This is a genomic window from Nostoc sp. MS1 (assembly GCF_019976755.1).
GTDB lineage: Bacteria > Cyanobacteriota > Cyanobacteriia > Cyanobacteriales > Nostocaceae > Trichormus.
The window spans coordinates 5,328,009-5,343,984 of record NZ_AP023441.1; the positions used below are offsets into that span (position 1 = coordinate 5,328,009).

The 15,976-nt window shown below is 38.3% G+C and carries 15 protein-coding genes; 5 read left to right on the forward strand and 10 right to left on the reverse strand.

Annotation, left to right across the window (positions count from 1 at the left end; all coding sequences use genetic code 11):
• Window positions 1-31 precede the first annotated feature (31 nt).
• The gene (locus NSMS1_RS23050; RefSeq protein WP_224087051.1) at window positions 32-1,738 is read left to right on the forward strand and encodes a solute carrier family 26 protein; all 1,707 of its coding nucleotides are present in this window, start codon (window positions 32-34) and stop codon (window positions 1,736-1,738) included.
• 71 nt (window positions 1,739-1,809) lie between these two features.
• Here NSMS1_RS23050 and NSMS1_RS23055 read toward each other — a convergent pair whose 3' ends face one another.
• The 4 genes from NSMS1_RS23055 to kaiC form a co-directional block, all read right to left on the reverse strand.
• A complete protein-coding gene (locus tag NSMS1_RS23055) occupies window positions 1,810-4,755 on the reverse strand; it encodes a PAS domain S-box protein (RefSeq protein WP_224087052.1) in 2,946 nt (981 codons plus the stop codon).
• A gap of 385 nt (window positions 4,756-5,140) precedes the next feature.
• Entirely contained in the window at window positions 5,141-5,500 is a 360-nt protein-coding gene (locus NSMS1_RS23060) for a circadian clock KaiB family protein (RefSeq protein WP_224087053.1), read from the reverse strand.
• 2 nt (window positions 5,501-5,502) lie between these two features.
• Window positions 5,503-5,835 carry a circadian clock KaiB family protein gene (locus NSMS1_RS23065; protein WP_224087054.1) on the reverse strand — a complete coding sequence of 111 codons (333 nt, stop codon included), beginning with the start codon at window positions 5,833-5,835 and terminating at the stop codon, window positions 5,503-5,505.
• A gap of 15 nt (window positions 5,836-5,850) precedes the next feature.
• Window positions 5,851-7,563 carry a circadian clock protein KaiC gene (kaiC, locus tag NSMS1_RS23070; protein ID WP_224087055.1) on the reverse strand — a complete coding sequence of 571 codons (1,713 nt, stop codon included), beginning with the start codon at window positions 7,561-7,563 and terminating at the stop codon, window positions 5,851-5,853.
• Between the two features lie 608 nt (window positions 7,564-8,171).
• Here kaiC and NSMS1_RS23075 point away from each other — a divergent pair.
• Window positions 8,172-8,561, forward strand: a complete 390-nt coding sequence (locus NSMS1_RS23075) for a response regulator (protein WP_224087056.1) — start codon at window positions 8,172-8,174, stop codon at window positions 8,559-8,561.
• Window positions 8,562-8,719: 158 nt separating this feature from the next.
• Here the strand turns inward: NSMS1_RS23075 and NSMS1_RS23080 are convergent, their stop codons facing one another.
• On the reverse strand, window positions 8,720-9,070 hold the full coding sequence (locus tag NSMS1_RS23080) for a YkgJ family cysteine cluster protein (protein ID WP_224087057.1): 351 nt from the start codon (window positions 9,068-9,070) through the stop codon (window positions 8,720-8,722).
• 126 nt (window positions 9,071-9,196) lie between these two features.
• On the opposite strand from NSMS1_RS23080, the gene psb30 reads away from it, so the two are divergent.
• Window positions 9,197-9,319 (forward strand): photosystem II reaction center protein Ycf12/Psb30, encoded by a 123-nt coding sequence (psb30, locus tag NSMS1_RS23085; RefSeq protein WP_067771257.1) that lies wholly within the window; start codon window positions 9,197-9,199, stop codon window positions 9,317-9,319.
• A gap of 47 nt (window positions 9,320-9,366) precedes the next feature.
• Here psb30 and NSMS1_RS23090 read toward each other — a convergent pair whose 3' ends face one another.
• The 4 genes from NSMS1_RS23090 to NSMS1_RS23105 all read right to left on the reverse strand — a co-directional run bounded on the left by NSMS1_RS23090 (window position 9,367) and on the right by NSMS1_RS23105 (window position 13,062).
• A complete protein-coding gene (locus NSMS1_RS23090; RefSeq protein ID WP_224087058.1) occupies window positions 9,367-11,502 on the reverse strand; it encodes a single-stranded-DNA-specific exonuclease RecJ in 2,136 nt (711 codons plus the stop codon).
• Window positions 11,503-11,646: 144 nt separating this feature from the next.
• Window positions 11,647-11,937 carry an antibiotic biosynthesis monooxygenase family protein gene (locus tag NSMS1_RS23095; RefSeq protein WP_224087059.1) on the reverse strand — a complete coding sequence of 97 codons (291 nt, stop codon included), beginning with the start codon at window positions 11,935-11,937 and terminating at the stop codon, window positions 11,647-11,649.
• A 9-nt stretch (window positions 11,938-11,946) separates the two neighbouring features.
• Window positions 11,947-12,372 carry a hypothetical protein gene (locus NSMS1_RS23100; RefSeq protein WP_224087060.1) on the reverse strand — a complete coding sequence of 142 codons (426 nt, stop codon included), beginning with the start codon at window positions 12,370-12,372 and terminating at the stop codon, window positions 11,947-11,949.
• Between the two features lie 189 nt (window positions 12,373-12,561).
• Window positions 12,562-13,062: an ureidoglycolate lyase gene (locus NSMS1_RS23105; protein ID WP_224087061.1), complete on the reverse strand. Its 501-nt coding sequence runs from the start codon at window positions 13,060-13,062 to the stop codon at window positions 12,562-12,564.
• A gap of 268 nt (window positions 13,063-13,330) precedes the next feature.
• Here NSMS1_RS23105 and NSMS1_RS23110 point away from each other — a divergent pair, with 268 nt between their 5' ends.
• A complete protein-coding gene (locus NSMS1_RS23110; protein ID WP_317986525.1) occupies window positions 13,331-13,843 on the forward strand; it encodes a response regulator transcription factor in 513 nt (170 codons plus the stop codon).
• A 68-nt stretch (window positions 13,844-13,911) separates the two neighbouring features.
• Here the strand turns inward: NSMS1_RS23110 and NSMS1_RS23115 are convergent, their stop codons facing one another.
• Complete coding sequence (locus NSMS1_RS23115) at window positions 13,912-14,967, reverse strand: hemerythrin domain-containing protein (RefSeq protein WP_224087062.1); 1,056 nt, start codon at window positions 14,965-14,967, stop codon at window positions 13,912-13,914.
• A gap of 261 nt (window positions 14,968-15,228) precedes the next feature.
• Between NSMS1_RS23115 and NSMS1_RS23120 the strand changes: the two genes are divergently transcribed.
• On the forward strand, window positions 15,229-15,975 hold the full coding sequence (locus NSMS1_RS23120; protein ID WP_224087063.1) for a DUF2993 domain-containing protein: 747 nt from the start codon (window positions 15,229-15,231) through the stop codon (window positions 15,973-15,975).
• Window position 15,976: the final 1 nt, after the last annotated feature.

A 15,976-nucleotide genomic window follows, 5' to 3' on the forward strand; every position in this document is an offset into this window, starting at 1 on the left:
AACCAGACTCCACATTTACTCTGCATCCGCCATGTTGAAAAAGCATCACGTAACCTTACCTGGATTACCAGGGTTTAAACGGCTGCAATCTTACCAGCGAGAATGGTTACTCCCTGATGTACTGGCGGGTGTAACGGTAGCAGCTTACTTAATTCCTCAGTGTATGGCTTATGGGGAGTTGGCAGGAGTGCAGCCTGTAGTGGGATTGTGGGCGATTCTGCCACCAATGATTATTTATACTTTGTTGGGGTCTTCACCTCAACTATCGGTAGGACCAGAATCGACAACGGCTGTCATGACTGCGGCGGCGATCGCTCCTTTGGTGGCCTCTGACGGTAGTAACTATGCAGCTATGGCTTCTATGCTGGCTCTCACGGTCGGCATTATCTGTATAATTGGCTATATCGCTCGTTTAGGATTTCTTGCAGATTTACTTTCTAAGCCAATACTTACAGGTTATATGGCAGGGGTTGCCGTAATTATGATTACGGGGCAGCTTGGTAAAATTGGTGGCATTAAAATTGAAGCAAATACTGTTTTTGGTGAAGTGGCTGAGTTCTTCAGCAAGCTGAATCAAATTCATCAACCTACGCTGATTTTAGGCGCGATAGTTTTAGCTTTCTTATTTATCGTTCAGCGTCGCTTTCCTACTGCGCCTGGGCCTTTGTTAGCGGTGTTACTAGCAACGGCTAGTGTAGGATTATTCGCCCTCGACCGACAAGGGGTAGCTGTAGTGGGAGAGATTCCGGCTGGCTTACCGCATTTGGCTTTACCTAAATTCTCAACTCAAGATTTATCTACACTTGTAGCTTCGGCAATTGGGATTGCGATTGTCGGCTATTCAGATAATGTACTCACAGCTAGGGCATTTGCTAGCCGTCATCAATATAAAATTGATGCGAATCAAGAACTTTTGGCGCTAGGAACTGCAAATTTAGGTAACGGGTTGATGCAGGGTTTTCCGATTAGTAGTAGCGGTAGCCGGACTGCGATCGCAGATTCATTAGGCAGCAAAAGTCAGGTATTCTCTTTGGTGGGGCTAGTTGTAGTTATCTTTGTTTTACTATTCCTCAGACCCTTACTAGCATTGTTTCCCAAAGCCGCATTAGGAGCAATTGTCATCTATGCGGCTACCAAACTTATTGAAATTCCCGAATTTCTCAGATTGACTCGATTTCGCCGCAGCGAGTTATTCTTAGCTCTGGTGACAACCGTGGGAGTTCTATTGACAGATATTTTGGTTGGTGTGGGTATTGCTGTAGGTTTATCTGTAATTGATTTATTCGCCAGGATAGCCAGACCACACGATGCAGTTTTAGGAGAAGTTCCCAGTTTACCAGGATTACATGATATTTCAGATTGGGAAGGGGCTAAAACTATCCCAGGTTTGGTAATTTATCGCTATGATGCGCCTCTGTGCTTTGCTAACGTAGAAGATTTTAAGCGTAGGGCATTATTGGCAATTGAGGCGGAAACAACTCCTGTAGAATGGTTTCTGCTCAACACCGAAGCAATTATTGAAGTTGATATTACTGCTATTGACGCATTAACTCAATTGCAAAGTGAACTAGCTTCTAGAGGTATTACCTTTGCCATGACAAGAGTCAAACAGGATCTCTACAGACAATTGAAGCGATCGCAACTTTTAGACAAGATGGGATCTGAACATGTTTATCTTACCCTGCATACTGCGATCGCTGCCTTTCATAGCCGTGAGAGGTTAGAGGCTAGAGGCTAGGATGTGTCATTAATTTAGGCAAATAACAGAAGCAGCAAGATAAATTCCACGTTTCCAGTTCCCTGTCCCTTTTAAAATAAATTATTGGTAAAGTTTAAAGGTAGTTTTACGTAAAAAATACTACCTTTTTCTATTGTACTTTCAACCCAGATTTGTCCGTTGTGTTGCTCGACGATATTACGGCAAATGGCCAAACCTAAACCCGTTCCACCCTGCTTGCGGGAATCGGAAGCATCCACTTGATGAAAACGCTCAAAAATAGATTCTATTTTGTCAGCAGGAATCCCTCTACCTTGGTCTTGTACCTTAAATAACACATCTGACGTGTGACCATCTTTTGCTTTGATTTCTTCTACCATCATTGATACAGTAGATCCTTGAGGCGAAAATTTAATCGCATTACTCAGCAAATTTGTCAATACCTGAATAATCCGGTCTTTATCAACTATTAAGTCTACAGATTGAGGGTTAACTGACAAATTAATTTCCGCATTATTAGCCATTAATTGCATCAATTCCGTGGCTTCTGTTAATAAGTCAGCAGCATTAACTTGTTGTTTATTTAAAGTAATTTTTCCAGATTGTAATCTTTCTAAATCTAGAATATCATTTACCAGTCTGACTAAGCGTTCAGAGCTTTCTGAGACAATTTTTATGATGCGCTTACCCTGTTCAGAATCAAGTTTTACCAAACCAGTTTTTAATAAGTTTAAACCTCCTTGGATGGAAGTCATTGGTGTACGCAATTCGTGACTAACAACTGAGATAAACTCATTCTTGATTTTCTCTAAAGCATAGCGTTGGGTAATATCTTCACCAATGCTCATCGTGCCTACAACTGCACCTTGTGAATCTTGTAGTAGCGTATTATTCCAGGCAATGACACGTTCTTCTTGAGATTTGATAATAATTGGGTTTTGGTAGTGAGGATGTAATTCTTGCTCTAACGTTTCTACAAAAATCTTTTTTACATTATCTTTTTGATGCTGCGGGATAAAATTAGCCGTCCAATCTTTACCTAGAATTTCTTCCTGGGTATACCCACTCAATTCTAAAAAGAAAGGATTAACGTATTCAACTTTACCTGTTTTATCTAGTCCAACAACTAACAACTTCACATTTTCTAATAAACTGCGCCAACGGCGTTCTGCTTCACGCAATTGAGCTTCAATTTTTATCTGCTGGTTGATAGTAGCTGTCAGAATATTGATTAATCTATGTAAATGTGAATTTGCTTGAGATAATTCAGTAGTTCGCTCTGCAACTTTGATTTCTAATTCTGCTTTTGATTGTTGCAAAACTGCTTCCGCTTCCTTGTTTTGGGTAATATCTACACAAGTACCAAGCATTCTTACTGCTGTACCTTCATCGTTATAGATACATTCTCCTTTAGCTCCAATCCAGTGAATGCTACCATCAGGCCAAACAACTCTGTATTCCACATAATATTCAGATTTATTGTCTTTGGCACCCATTACTGCTTGGTGAACTCTTTCTCTATCCTCAGGGTGGACGTGGGTGAGAAAAGCTTCATAGCTACTTGTAAACGTACCTGGAGTTATACCAAATAATTGCTCCTGACGACTTGACCATCTCAGATGGTTAGTAAAAATATTCCAATCCCAAGTTCCTATTTGTGCTGCTTCTAAAGCTAACCTTAACCGTTCTTCACTTTCCTGTAAAGCAATCTCAGTCTGTTTTTCTCTAGTTATGTCTTGAAAAAAAATTGATACGCCTTCTAAAGAAGGATAAATACGCTTTTCAAACCAGCGTTGGCTCGATGGATAAAATTTTTCTACTTGAATAAAACTTTGCTCATTTAAAGCTTGTAAATAATCATTGTAAGAATTATGACTAAATAATTCGGGAGATTCTTCCCCAATATTTTTACCAATTAAATCCTTTGCTTTCCTCCCGATAATTTCTGCTGCTTTTTGATTAACGTATGTATAACACCAATTAGTATCGACAGCTACAAAAGCGTCATTGATACTCTCTAAGATATTAGATAAACTATTTTTGGTTGCTTCTGCTTCTGCATAAGCAGCTTGTTCACTTATTACAAGATTTGCTATTTTTTCTTCTGTTTGCTTGCGGTCTGTGATATTCGTCAGCGTCACCACGCTACCAATAACTTGGTTGTCTAAATTTAATAATGGAGCCGCACTCAAAAGTAAATTAAATTCGCTCCCATCTTCGCGCTTTAATAATACTTCTACTCCTTTAAAAGATCGACCTTGCAGCAAACTAAATAGTGAAAACCCTTCTTGTTTTTGCTGGTAATTTTCTGCTTGATTAATCAATAAACATTCTTCTAGTTGTTGATAGCTACTACAATGATTATATTGCAAGGGAAACGACAAATCAAATTTTTGAAATAATGGATTTTTACCACAAAGTTCTTGTGCAGCTTGATTGGCGCGAATAATTTGCCAACTTTGATCACAGACAATGATTGCTTCGCCTGCTTGTTCCAGAATAGAATTTGCTAGTCTTTCAGCCGCCACAATTTCTGCATTGCGTTTTTGCTCAGTTAAGTCGGTTACTACTATGCAAGTAACTGCTACTTCATCTATTTGCAATTGCTTAAAAGATAAATAAACAGGAATTTGAGTTTCATCCTCAGCAATTAAGTAAACTTCTCCTCGGCAAAATTGCTGTTTTGCTTGCTGAAATAATCCTTGAAACACCTGTTGTTCTTGCGGTGCTATGTAATCCTCCAAGTTAGAGCCGATTACTTTCTCTAGTGGCTTTTTGAGCATTACTGCTAAAGGGTTATTACAGTAAAGAATTGTTCCATGCTCATCTATAGACACAGCACCTTCGTGCATCTCTTGTAAAAAAGCACGGTAAGGATAATCAGCATTTTGCAAAGTGAAAATTCTTTCTTCTTGATTGCTAGATACAACTAAAGCATCTACCTCACCCATTTTAATGGCTCTAAAAGTCTCTTCTAAAATTTGTATTTGATTACGTAGAGCTATATTTTCAAGTTCAAGTTCTTGGCGTGTTTTCACTGTAATCACCCTAAGCCAATTCGTAATTCGTAATTAGTAATTCGTAGTGCGTAATACTCCCTTCCAGCGAGAAGCAATCTACGTAATTAATTATATAGGAATCCGATTTGATTAATGAACATATTTGCGTAGTGAGGAAACTCTTAACAGGGAACGGATAACAATGAATTTAAGCATGTGCTGAATTCTGTCAGAAATTAAATATGAGTCCTATATGATGAACTCAATTAATTATAACTCTCTTTGTCCAGTTTAACTTAACTAGTAACTGGGGTTATTTATAGAAAAAGTCTCTTGATAATAAAAACAAGTTTCCGTGGATTTTCCGTCCATAAATGTAGCTACAAGTATTAACTTGTAGCTAATTTGAAGTTATCGCTAAATATCAAGCAATATCTAAAGCAATTACTACCTTATCAACATTTGTCAAATCGCCAATTAACTTTTGCAGAGGTGGTGGAAGTTCTTTAATTAAAGTAGGCACAGCAAGTATATGGTCTTTTTCTAAAATCTCAGGCTGTTGGTATATATCAATAATTTCTATCTCATAACGTCCTTCTAAGTATTTTTTACAAATTTTATTCAGCATTTGAATAGCACGCATCGATCTGATAGTATTACCAGCTATATACAAACGTAAAACATATTTTTGTGTCTCTAGTTTTGCTAGCGCTTCTTCAAAATCTTCTGTAGATTCTACAATTAGTTCCTCAGAACTATCTTGAGGTTGGTTTGAATTATTCATGACTATTCTTCGTTGATATCTACTTGACGTAAATCCAGTCCTACTAGTACTTTTTCAGTATTGGATAAGTCTCCAATTATTTGCCTTACAGGCTCCGGTAATTTTCTTACTAAAGTGGGAATAGCTAATATTTGATCTCCCTTGGCTAATTGGGGATTTTCTATGAGGTCAATTACTTCAATAAGATATTTACCTTCTAAGTATTCTTGACAAATTTTTTTCAGATTTGCAAATGCTTTTAAAGATTTAGGGGTTTGTCCAGCTACATATAGCCGTAGCTCCCAAACTTCTTCTGTATCATTAGATTGAGACACTTCATTGATATAGTGATTCATGGTAAAAATCTCTAATTATGTATTAAATTCGCGCCAATTTAACCTTTGTTTTTGTTCATCTAATAAAACTTTTTCTTGTATTTCTTCGATAGAAATTAATCTTTCAACTTCTTTCTTCTCAATTTCAAATTGAGCTTGTATAGCTTTAACTTGTGCTTCCATTAGCAAACGTTTATGTTCAATATCGCGCTGTTTTTGCTCAATTTTTTGCTGGCGAACTACAGCAGCAGCTTTGTCTTTTGCTTCTTGGATAATTCTTGCTGTACCTGTGAGTACACCTTCTGTCCCTAAATACACATCTAATAACTGTACTCCTTCATCAGTTAAAATAAATTCTCGTACTTGATTTGAATGTGATGTACCACGAGATTTAAGTACATGAATTAAGCGGTTACGCTCGCCATTACTCTCTATAGTTCGTAGCAGTATCCAAGTATCTGCTAAGGAAGAAATACCTATCTCTGTATATTCTACAAAAGCACTATTAGCTTCGTTTAAGTTTGCAAAAATTGTTGTGATATTTTTTGTTTTCAGATAATCAATCAGGCGCATCATAAATGATTTCATCTGAATATTATTACTACCAGAAGTTAGGTTAGATATGGGGTCGAGAATGATTGCATCAGGTTGAAAGTCATTAACTATACTCAGTATATTAACCAAGTGCATTTCTAAACCGTAAAATGTCGGGCGTAAGGCTTGGAATTTGAGTAAATTTTTATTAACAGCAACTTCTAAATCGATACCAATAGAACGCATATTGCGAATGATCTGTTGCGGAGATTCCTCAAAGGCGAAATAAAGGCATTTTTCTCCTCTTTGACAAGTAGCATCAGCAAAATGAGCGCAAAATGAACTCTTACCAGTCCCCGCCGTACCAGAAATTAAGATGCTGCTACCACGAAAGAAACCTTGTCCTCCTAACATTGTATCTAAGCGTTTAATACCACTAGATATCCATTCGGTTGTGACTGGATAATTTAAGCCGACAGAGGTAATCGGGAGAACGGAAATACCATTTTCCTTAATTAAAAATGGATACTCGTTTGAGCCGTGCCTAGAACCGCGATACTTAATGATTTGTAACCACCGAGTTGAAAGTTCATTCGTGACACGCTGTTCTACGCGGATGACACAATCTGAAACATATTCTTCTAAACCATGACGAGTCAGGCTATTTTCGCCACTTTCACTAGTAATGATAGCTGTAACACCTTTAGTTTTCAGCCAAAGAAATAATCGCCGTAATTCGGCTCGGACGATCGCAGCGTTATCCAATCCGCCAAATAATACTTCTAGTGTGTCGATAACTACTCTTTTAGCTGCGATCGCATCAATTTCATAACCTAACCTAATAAATAATGCTTCTAAGTCATATTCGCCTGTTTCTTGAATTTGGCTGCGTTCAACTTGAACATGATCAATTACTAGTTTGTTTTCTTTGATTAGTTTTGCTACATCCCACCCCAAGGAAGCAACATTTTGGGTTAACTCTTCAGCCGTTTCTTCAAAGGCCATAAATACGCCTGGCTCATCAAATAGGGTAGCACCCCGCACTAAAAATTCCATTGCCATTAGCGTTTTGCCACAACCGGCTCTACCGCAAAGTAGTATTGGTCTTCCTTGTGGCAAACCTCCATAAGTAATTTCATCTAAACCTTGGATTCCTGTTGGGCATTTGGCAAGCATACTAGGTTTTAGTTGTGTATCAATTTCTTGTTTGTTCATATCTCACCTAAATGCTTACTGGGGAAGAATAACAACAGTTCGATTACTAGTGAAAACGACTTTTTGTAACAGGTAAAAAAAGAAACATTATTCGGGAAAGATTAGTTCTAAAATTTATCTTCTATGTATTGTCTTTTACGAATTTAGAGAAAGTTTGTGAGGATTTTGTGAGGAAGTACAACTTTCTATTAATATAGATCCATATGTGCAATAGCCTTAAGCAACAATTATTACTATTTTATAAACAAATTACTAATATTATGCTGCACCCTAATTCTCTAATACATAGCCAATCTTATTCCAACTGTGTTACAAAAATCAAAATTAGTTATTTTAAATCAAAAATTGCTATTTTTGATATCATTATGATGATATATACTAACAAATTAGATTTATTAGATATTCTAACGACTTAGATTGTCTTTTCTCCTGATTTTAATTCCTCACAAAATCTTCACAACTCTTGGATAATATTTTATTGTAAAAACATAAAAATAATTTTATTCATATTATTTGACATCAAAAGGTGAATCAAGTTTGCTAATAAATATTAGATTTAAGAGTTTTGATTAATAAAAATATCTCTATAAAAAATAGGAGTAACCAAAATGATAAAACGAATATTAGTAATTGATGATGAAGATAGTGTGCGGGAAATTATTCAAATCTCGTTAGAGTTAGTGGCTGGCTGGGATACACTAACAGCAGCTTCAGGTAGTGAGGGAATAGCAATTGCAGAATCGGAGCATCCTGATGTAATTTTGCTAGATGTAATGATGCCTTACATGGACGGGCCGACAACTTTTAAAAAGTTACAAGCAAGTGTTACAACTTGTGACATTCCTACGATTATGGTAACAGCTAAAGCTCAAAGTTACGAACAACAACAATTGATAGATTTAGGGGTAGCAGGAGTAATTACTAAGCCTTGTCTTCCCCAAGATTTAGTTGATGAAATCTGTAAAATTCTTAATTGGGATCAAATCACCCATCTATAAATATTAAGACGGATGACACAGTAGTAGCAGATAAATACTATCAACTTTTTGAGTGCAATTTATCTTTCTGCTTCTGTTATTTGCCTTAATTGAAGACATACCCTAGCGCTTAAGAATCTTGAGTAATGATTTTAGATTAAAATCAGCTTCACATAACTTTAAATACCCACAGCCTTATCGAACCGCAGCATTTCTAAGCTTCTGTTACCATAAACCCCCTCAATTTGTTGCTGACAGCATTCAATAGCAAACTCATTTAGTTCTTCAGCCTCAATACCATACATCTCCTCAAATACCTCTGGTTCTACACGACAAAATCGGGGACGATTGGGATAAATGCGACATTCTCTGGTAGTGTGGTCGAAGTTAATGCACCATCCACCTTCCCCTACCATGCTGAGGTAGAGTTCTAGTTCATCTGGGGTGAGATATTCTTCTATTTCTGGGCGTTCTGCTGGGTCAAGATTACAGCAAGCTCCACATTGTTTGACACATTGCCATGTTGCCATTTTATGTTGTTTCCTATACTTTTATTAAGTAAATTAAATATCACAGGCGATCGCCAGATATGATCTAATACGGGTTTTGCAAATGCAACTGAGTAATTCTAAGACAATTGGGAGGAATGGAGACAAATGTTTGAAGCTTTAGCCAACATCAATTGGGAAGTGATCTTTCAGCTAACCTTTGTTGCATTGATTATCCTTGCTGGGCCAGCTGTGATTTTTGTCCTAGCATTCCGCAATGGCAACCTGTAATAGTTTCCAGTGCTGAGTATTGAGTGTTGAGTGATGGCAATTTACACTCAGGACTCAACATTCAGCACTGATAATGCCTGCATAGCAGCTTGAATAATAGAATCATATTGGGGTAAAGACAAGTCAATTTCTAAAGCGTCCTCACGGGTAGTTCCGAGTAATCCGATTGTACTACCTGGCTGCATGACTAAAACTTTGCCATCTGCGTTTTTAATTCTCAATTCGGGAAGCGAGTTATTTTCATAGATCCCACAAGTATATTGACGTTGATTGTGCTTGAAGGTGGTTCTTAAAGGTTTAGGCGAAGGTGAATAAAATAATTGCGATTGATTGAGTTGTGCTGATTGCTTCTGTGCCAATCTGACACCTAGTAATTCCAACTCCAGGTTAGTATTACCATTAAAGTTATTCTCGCGTAATTTATAAGCAATATCTAATTTTGGCGGTAAGGGGTAATAATCACGCCAACGCCATGCGATCGCTTTAAATTGATATTGTTGACCGTTAATAGTTTGGCTGAGTGTAACCTTGATATGACCTTTGCCGACTATTTGCTGTTCTACAACTTGAACGTTGGGTGTCCAGAATATGGGGTCTGGGTTATCGATACCGCAAGGATGCAAAGTATTTAACTGTTGGTACAGTTCTTGATTGATTTGATTGAAGTTAGCTTGAGCATCAATGTTTAATAACGGCTTGAGGTGCTGGAGTTCTAAACATTGATTAGCGAACTCACATAAACGCGATCGCAACTCCTGTAAATTCTGCGCTGGTAAAGAAAATCCACCAGCAGCTTTATGACCTCCGTATTTACCCAGCAAATCGTGACAATACTCCAAAGCCTCAAACACATGAAACTCAGGAATACTCCTAGCTGAACCGCGAATATGTTCCTCATCTTCATAAGTACCGATGAAAACAGGAACACCGTAACGTTCCACCAAGCGAGAGGCAACAATACCAATAACACCATGATGCCAACCCGGTTGAACAATAACTAATACCCGGTCTTGCTGTAAAGTAGAGAGGAACTGTGATTCTACATAAGCGATCGCTTGTTGTTCGATTTCCTCACACATTTGCTGACGGCTAGTATTAGCCTGTTCGCATTGCATCGCTCGTTCTAAAGCCATTCCCTCATCATCTGTTGTTAATAATTCAATTACTGTTAAAGGATCACCTATCCTACCAACCGCATTGATACGAGGCCCCAAGCGAAAGCCGATGTCCTCTGGCTTTAAAGATTTGGGAGTGGGGAGTGGGGAGTGGGGAGTAGAGTCATCATTAATTAATTTTGAATTTTGAATTTTGAATTTTGAATTGTTTGCTTGCACTCCTGCAACTTGAATTAGCGCCTGTACTCCTGGTAATTGGGACTTTGGTAAAAGCTTCAAACCGCGTTTTACCCAACGACGATTGACACCAGTTAGGGGAGCTAAATCTGCGATCGTTCCCAAGGTAAATAGTGCTAACATCGGCTGAATTAAGCCTTTGGTTTTGTCTAGTTTTTGTGCTAGAGATACTGCCAAAATATAGGCAACACCTACACCAGCTACACCCCTATATGGTGAAGATTCAGCTATGAGTTTGGGGTTGAGAATAGCGTCGGCTGGGGGTAGTTTTTGGGGGATGTCGTGGTGGTCGGTGATGATAACTTTTAAACCAAGTTCTTTGGCTCTGGAGATGGGTTCAAAAGCGGAAATCCCATTATCAACAGTGAGAATTAATTTCACACCTTCGCTATGAAATTCTTCGACAATGCGCTTATTAATACCATAGCCTTCGTGCATCCGGCTGGGAATAGCATAATCTACCTGAGCGCCTAAACTGCGGAGACTACGCAACAATAAAGCGGTGCTAGTCATACCATCTGCATCGTAATCACCGCATATAGCTATTTTACTTTGGGATGCGATCGCCTCTTGCAATAACTCCACACTCACCGCCAAATCTGGAAACTCTGTTAATGGCGAGGGTAAATTTAAAGATTCAGGCTCTAAAAATGCTTGTGCTTGTTCTGCTGTTTCGATACCCCTGTTAATCAACAATTGGCTAACAATAGGTGAAAGATTTGTTGCGTCTGCTAGTTTTTGAGCTAGTTCTATTTTTTGTAGGTGAATTTGCCAACGTTGGTTGGGTAAACGCCTGGAAGGTTTTGATAATTGCGGTCGTTGGTCTAGCATTGAGCTATAAAATCAGGTATCAAACACAAAGGGGTGAAGCATAATATTATCCTCACCCCTAGTATTACTCACAAAATCTTACCAAACGTTTACTTTAAATCAGTTATTAGTTGTCAACTTGTGTTCACTGTCAACTGTCAACTGTCAACAAATTGATTCAAAATGTTCCACAGTGGGAAATGGTTCGTAAAAATGATGGAGGAGTTGTTTCCATTGTTGATATTCTGGAGAACTTCTAAATCCGACTGTATGCGCCTCTAGAGTTTCCCATTTCACCAGCAATAAATATTTGCCTTTCACCTCTAAACAGCGATTCAGTTCATGGGAGATATAACCATTCATTGAAGCAATAATGTTTGAGGCTTGCTGGAAAGCATCTTCAAAATCTTGCTCTGCGCCAGTTTTGACATTAAGCATTGCTGCTTCCAAAATCATACGTCGGTTTTAGAGAATGTTTATGCGTCCATCATCCAGTATATAGAGAGAGCGATCGCCTGGATAGCGCCAAGTGGGACGAAACTCTACACGCAGAGTCCCAAAGTTGGGTTTAGAGACAACAGCTTGTACTGGCGCTCCCGTTTTATCCCAAAACACCAGAGACATATTAGGTTGAGAACCGTCTTGTTGGGGGAATGAGAGTTTCTGCTTAGGTTGTATACGGATGGGGGTAGCACCTTGGATTCTTTCCATCTCTATTAAATTAGATGTATTATTTATGACTTCTAACCGAATACGCTGTCCTGGTGTAAACTGGAGCGGCTTTGCTCCACAATTAGAGGCACAAGTTCCAGCTAACGTAGGGCGAGGATGGTCTATTGATGCCACTAAAATAGTAGCTGCAATTAAGGTTAAAGGCAGTTTTTTAAACATACTATCTAGCATATATACTTATACTAAATAGTAGCCCAGCGTATAAGTCCCTTACCTCAGCAAATATCCAGAATTTAGGATCAAGTGCAGCTAATAACTAACGATATCTTGGTTGCTTTGGTAATGGGTCATAGTTAATAGGTAATTGTTTTCCACATTACCCATGACCAATTACCTATTACCAAACCCTTAATCGAGGCTCATGTCAAACTCTAACTGATGACTTTGAGAAAAATCATGGGTGAAATGATCAACCACATTAGTATCAGCTAGTTCTAGATTATAAAAATCTACAAATTCATGGTCAAAATATGGGCCAGCGTGCCAAGTACCCTCATGTAATTTAATAAAACAATTTCCTGGAATACGAAAAGCTGCAATTTCTTCTAAAACTGGTATGTCTAAATCATTGTGGGGAGGACAAACAGCCATTAACCAATCTTTACCTTCCAGAGAACCTAAACATTGAGTACATTGCATATGGCGGGTAATTTTATGAAACTTCCGCCCTCGCTTTTGCAATCGCATAATATAAAAGCGGGGTATACCATTGTGCAAATTTAATTGAGCATCTTCACTATCAAAAGCTTTACCATCTGCACTAGGGAAAATTACTTGTCCATAACGCTGAAAATTTTCTGGTGTTATCCACTGTGCTGATAATTGTTGGACTGCTTGTGATGTAGTCATATAATATTTATGGCAACTAATTATTAGATAATAGTAAAAATCTCGCACTTAATTACATATCATCCATTATCAACTAAAACAACTATATCGTAGTAACTAACCGAACTGCGTACTAATTAAGTTAGTACGCATGAAGTAAATCTTACATTTAGTTGATCCATAAGTTCACATTGGTAACTTCTATTTAAAAAATACAAACAGACTGTAGCAAGGCTGTGTTTGTTAGCCTTGTACTGTTTTTCAACAACATATACTTGAACTATTTCGTATGAGCAAATCCAATGTCATTCGCATCTTGATTGCTGACGATCATCCGATTCTAGGACAAGCTTTAACAATGTTTCTCCAATGTGAGCCAGATATGACTGTAGTTGGTCATGCTGGCGATGGTAAAGAGGCACTAGAACTTTTTCGCTACCATCAACCCGACGTAGTGCTAATGGATTTACAAATGCCCCAGATGGAAGGTGCAGATGCGATCGCAACTATTTGTGCTAATTTTAAACACGCCCGGATTATTGTCTTAACTACTTTTGAAGGTGATGAGGATATTTACCGAGGATTAAGGGCTGGTGCAAAAGGTTATATTCTTAAGGGGGCGAAACCGAACGAACTTTTAGATGCAATTCGTACAGTTCATGAAGGTTACAAGTATATTCCGCCGCGTATAGCAGCTAAGTTAGCAGAACGGATGGATAGGGAGGAATTGAGCGATCGCGCAACAATTCTTTCCTATACCTATAGATTTATATATAACAAAATAGCCCACCCACTCTCTTAAATGAGGAGTGGGCGGGCTTAATAATCAGCTTTTAACGATGGGTATCTACCTGCTAACTAAAGGTGATATTACACACCTGCACCGCTAGCTTGACCAGCTAATCTTTGTTGAATTTTGCTTTTAGCAGCTTTGAACTCGGTAGCTAGTTGCTCGGTTTGGTCGCTGCTGAGGTTGTTGCGGATAGCAGCAAACATGGTGCTTTCTTCTTGACGAACGTGATCCATCACGATATTAGCTAGGTCTTTAATTCTATCTTTGATCTCAGGATTAGAGGGGCTGATAGCCTTGATTTCCTCTAACCGACGCTTCATATCGGCTTGTTCGTCATACAGTTCTTGGGTATCACTTTGACCGTAGAAAGAACGCACTCTGGGGTATACTACTTCTTCCTCAGCTTCAGCGTGAGCGGTTAGATCCTTGTAGAGTTGACCGAAGTATTCTTGGATTTTTTGAGGGTTGTTGCTTTGTGCAATTTCTGTGAACAGGACGTTAACTTTGTTGTGATCCAGACGAATAACGTCTTGGATGTTCATGTCTTTCTTGTCAGAACCTTGAGTTACAGCGCTACCTACTACACCACTGAAGGCTGCGATCGCATCTTGAACACGTCCCCAAATACCTTGGTCTGCGTCTTGTCCAGTAAGTTCACGCACACCCAAAATTTCTAAAATACCTTTGAGTTGTTCTTGGTGAGCGCGGTTCTCAAAGTTAACAGTGTTTAAGGGGCCGATTGCTGCTAACACGTCAGCGCCAACTTTTTGTGCTGCTTTGTGAACTAGCAAACCGCTCATTACTTGTTGGTGCTTGAGCAACTCATGTTGAGATACTTTTTCAAAGAAGCTGAGTTGAGAACCTTGCATCAATTTGCGAATTTGGTCAGCCATTTCGGTGACTGTTTGTTTTGGTTGTTGCTGAACGCCATATTGAACAATAACAGTTTCTATGATGCCCAAGTTCTTACGGTCATCTTCAAGGAAATCACGAATGCGGTTAGAAATTTCTTCGTCAGTTGATTCTCTCAAAAAGCTTTCTTCGTTTTCAATAATCAACTGTTGAAGTAGTCTTACATCTGCTAATTTAACGCCGATAGCATTACGTTTTGCATCATCTAAAGTTGATACCATTCTTAAGTTCTCCTCTGGAAAGTAGTCTTATTTTTAACTAATCTCAGATTGACACAGTTCTTTGTAATCTTTCCTCTTTCTTTTGAGCTATTAGATAGGTAACTCAAGATAGAAAGTTAATATTATTTTGACAGAAAAATATACTTCTACTTTTAGATATACAAACATTTAATATCTACTCCATCTCTAGATAGATAATTTTTTTATTTTAGTTGTTTAGATTAACTCAATAAGATTAAATTTATGGGAGATTTACTAATAATGCCTGAAACCCCCGGATTAGGAGAACAGGCGCTGAATAAAGCGGCAGAGGTCGGGTTAACTAGCCAGTTAGATGAAGTAGAAAATCTCGATATAGATATCAAAACTGATCCATTGAAACTAGTCCAAGGACAAGTGGATTCAGTCAAAATTGACGGTGAAGGTATGGTAATGCAGAAAGACTTGCGTGTAGAGTCAATGCAAATGCAGGTCAACAATGTTGCTATTAATCCTTTGAGTGTAGCTTTTGGCAAAATTGAACTTACCAAACCCACAGTTGGGACTGCACGAGTTGTTTTAACAGAAGTAGATATCAACCGTGCCTTTAATTCTGAATTTGTTATTTCCAAAATTCAAAGCCAGAAAATCCATATTAACGGGCAACTAAAAACAGTTAAACCCCAACAAATAGACTTCCGTTTACCAGGTGAAGAAAAAGTCGCAATCAATGCTGATATTCTATTAGTAGAAAATAACGAAACTCAGAAAGTTGCCTTTACTGCCGTACCCCGTGTTAGTGCTAATGGTACATCTGTGGTGCTGGAAAATGTCACCTACGGCAATGAACAAGAAATTTCACCAGAATTAACACAAGCTTTAGTAGAACAAACTAGTGAAATTTTAAACTTAAGCAACTTTGATTTAGAAGGAATGAGTTTACGAGTTAAGCGACTACAAGTAGAAACAGGTAAACTCACACTGCAAGCGGAAGCTTATGTAGAAAAAATTCCCTCAGATAACAACTAGG

Excerpts from the sequence above, each read along its gene's own strand:
- NSMS1_RS23050 (WP_224087051.1), top strand. The coding sequence starts at position 32 with ATGTTGAAAAAGCATCACGTAACCTTACCTGGATTACCAGGGTTTAAA.
- NSMS1_RS23060 (WP_224087053.1), bottom strand. The coding sequence starts at position 5,500 with ATGAATAATTCAAACCAACCTCAAGATAGTTCTGAGGAACTAATTGTA.
- NSMS1_RS23065 (WP_224087054.1), bottom strand. The coding sequence starts at position 5,835 with ATGAATCACTATATCAATGAAGTGTCTCAATCTAATGATACAGAAGAA.
- kaiC (WP_224087055.1), bottom strand. The coding sequence starts at position 7,563 with ATGAACAAACAAGAAATTGATACACAACTAAAACCTAGTATGCTTGCC.
- NSMS1_RS23075 (WP_224087056.1), top strand. The coding sequence starts at position 8,172 with ATGATAAAACGAATATTAGTAATTGATGATGAAGATAGTGTGCGGGAA.
- NSMS1_RS23080 (WP_224087057.1), bottom strand. The coding sequence starts at position 9,070 with ATGGCAACATGGCAATGTGTCAAACAATGTGGAGCTTGCTGTAATCTT.
- psb30 (WP_067771257.1), top strand. The coding sequence starts at position 9,197 with ATGTTTGAAGCTTTAGCCAACATCAATTGGGAAGTGATCTTTCAGCTA.
- NSMS1_RS23090 (WP_224087058.1), bottom strand. The coding sequence starts at position 11,502 with ATGCTAGACCAACGACCGCAATTATCAAAACCTTCCAGGCGTTTACCC.
- NSMS1_RS23095 (WP_224087059.1), bottom strand. The coding sequence starts at position 11,937 with ATGATTTTGGAAGCAGCAATGCTTAATGTCAAAACTGGCGCAGAGCAA.
- NSMS1_RS23100 (WP_224087060.1), bottom strand. The coding sequence starts at position 12,372 with ATGTTTAAAAAACTGCCTTTAACCTTAATTGCAGCTACTATTTTAGTG.
- NSMS1_RS23105 (WP_224087061.1), bottom strand. The coding sequence starts at position 13,062 with ATGACTACATCACAAGCAGTCCAACAATTATCAGCACAGTGGATAACA.
- NSMS1_RS23110 (WP_317986525.1), top strand. The coding sequence starts at position 13,331 with ATGAGCAAATCCAATGTCATTCGCATCTTGATTGCTGACGATCATCCG.
- NSMS1_RS23115 (WP_224087062.1), bottom strand. The coding sequence starts at position 14,967 with ATGGTATCAACTTTAGATGATGCAAAACGTAATGCTATCGGCGTTAAA.
- NSMS1_RS23120 (WP_224087063.1), top strand. The coding sequence starts at position 15,229 with ATGCCTGAAACCCCCGGATTAGGAGAACAGGCGCTGAATAAAGCGGCA.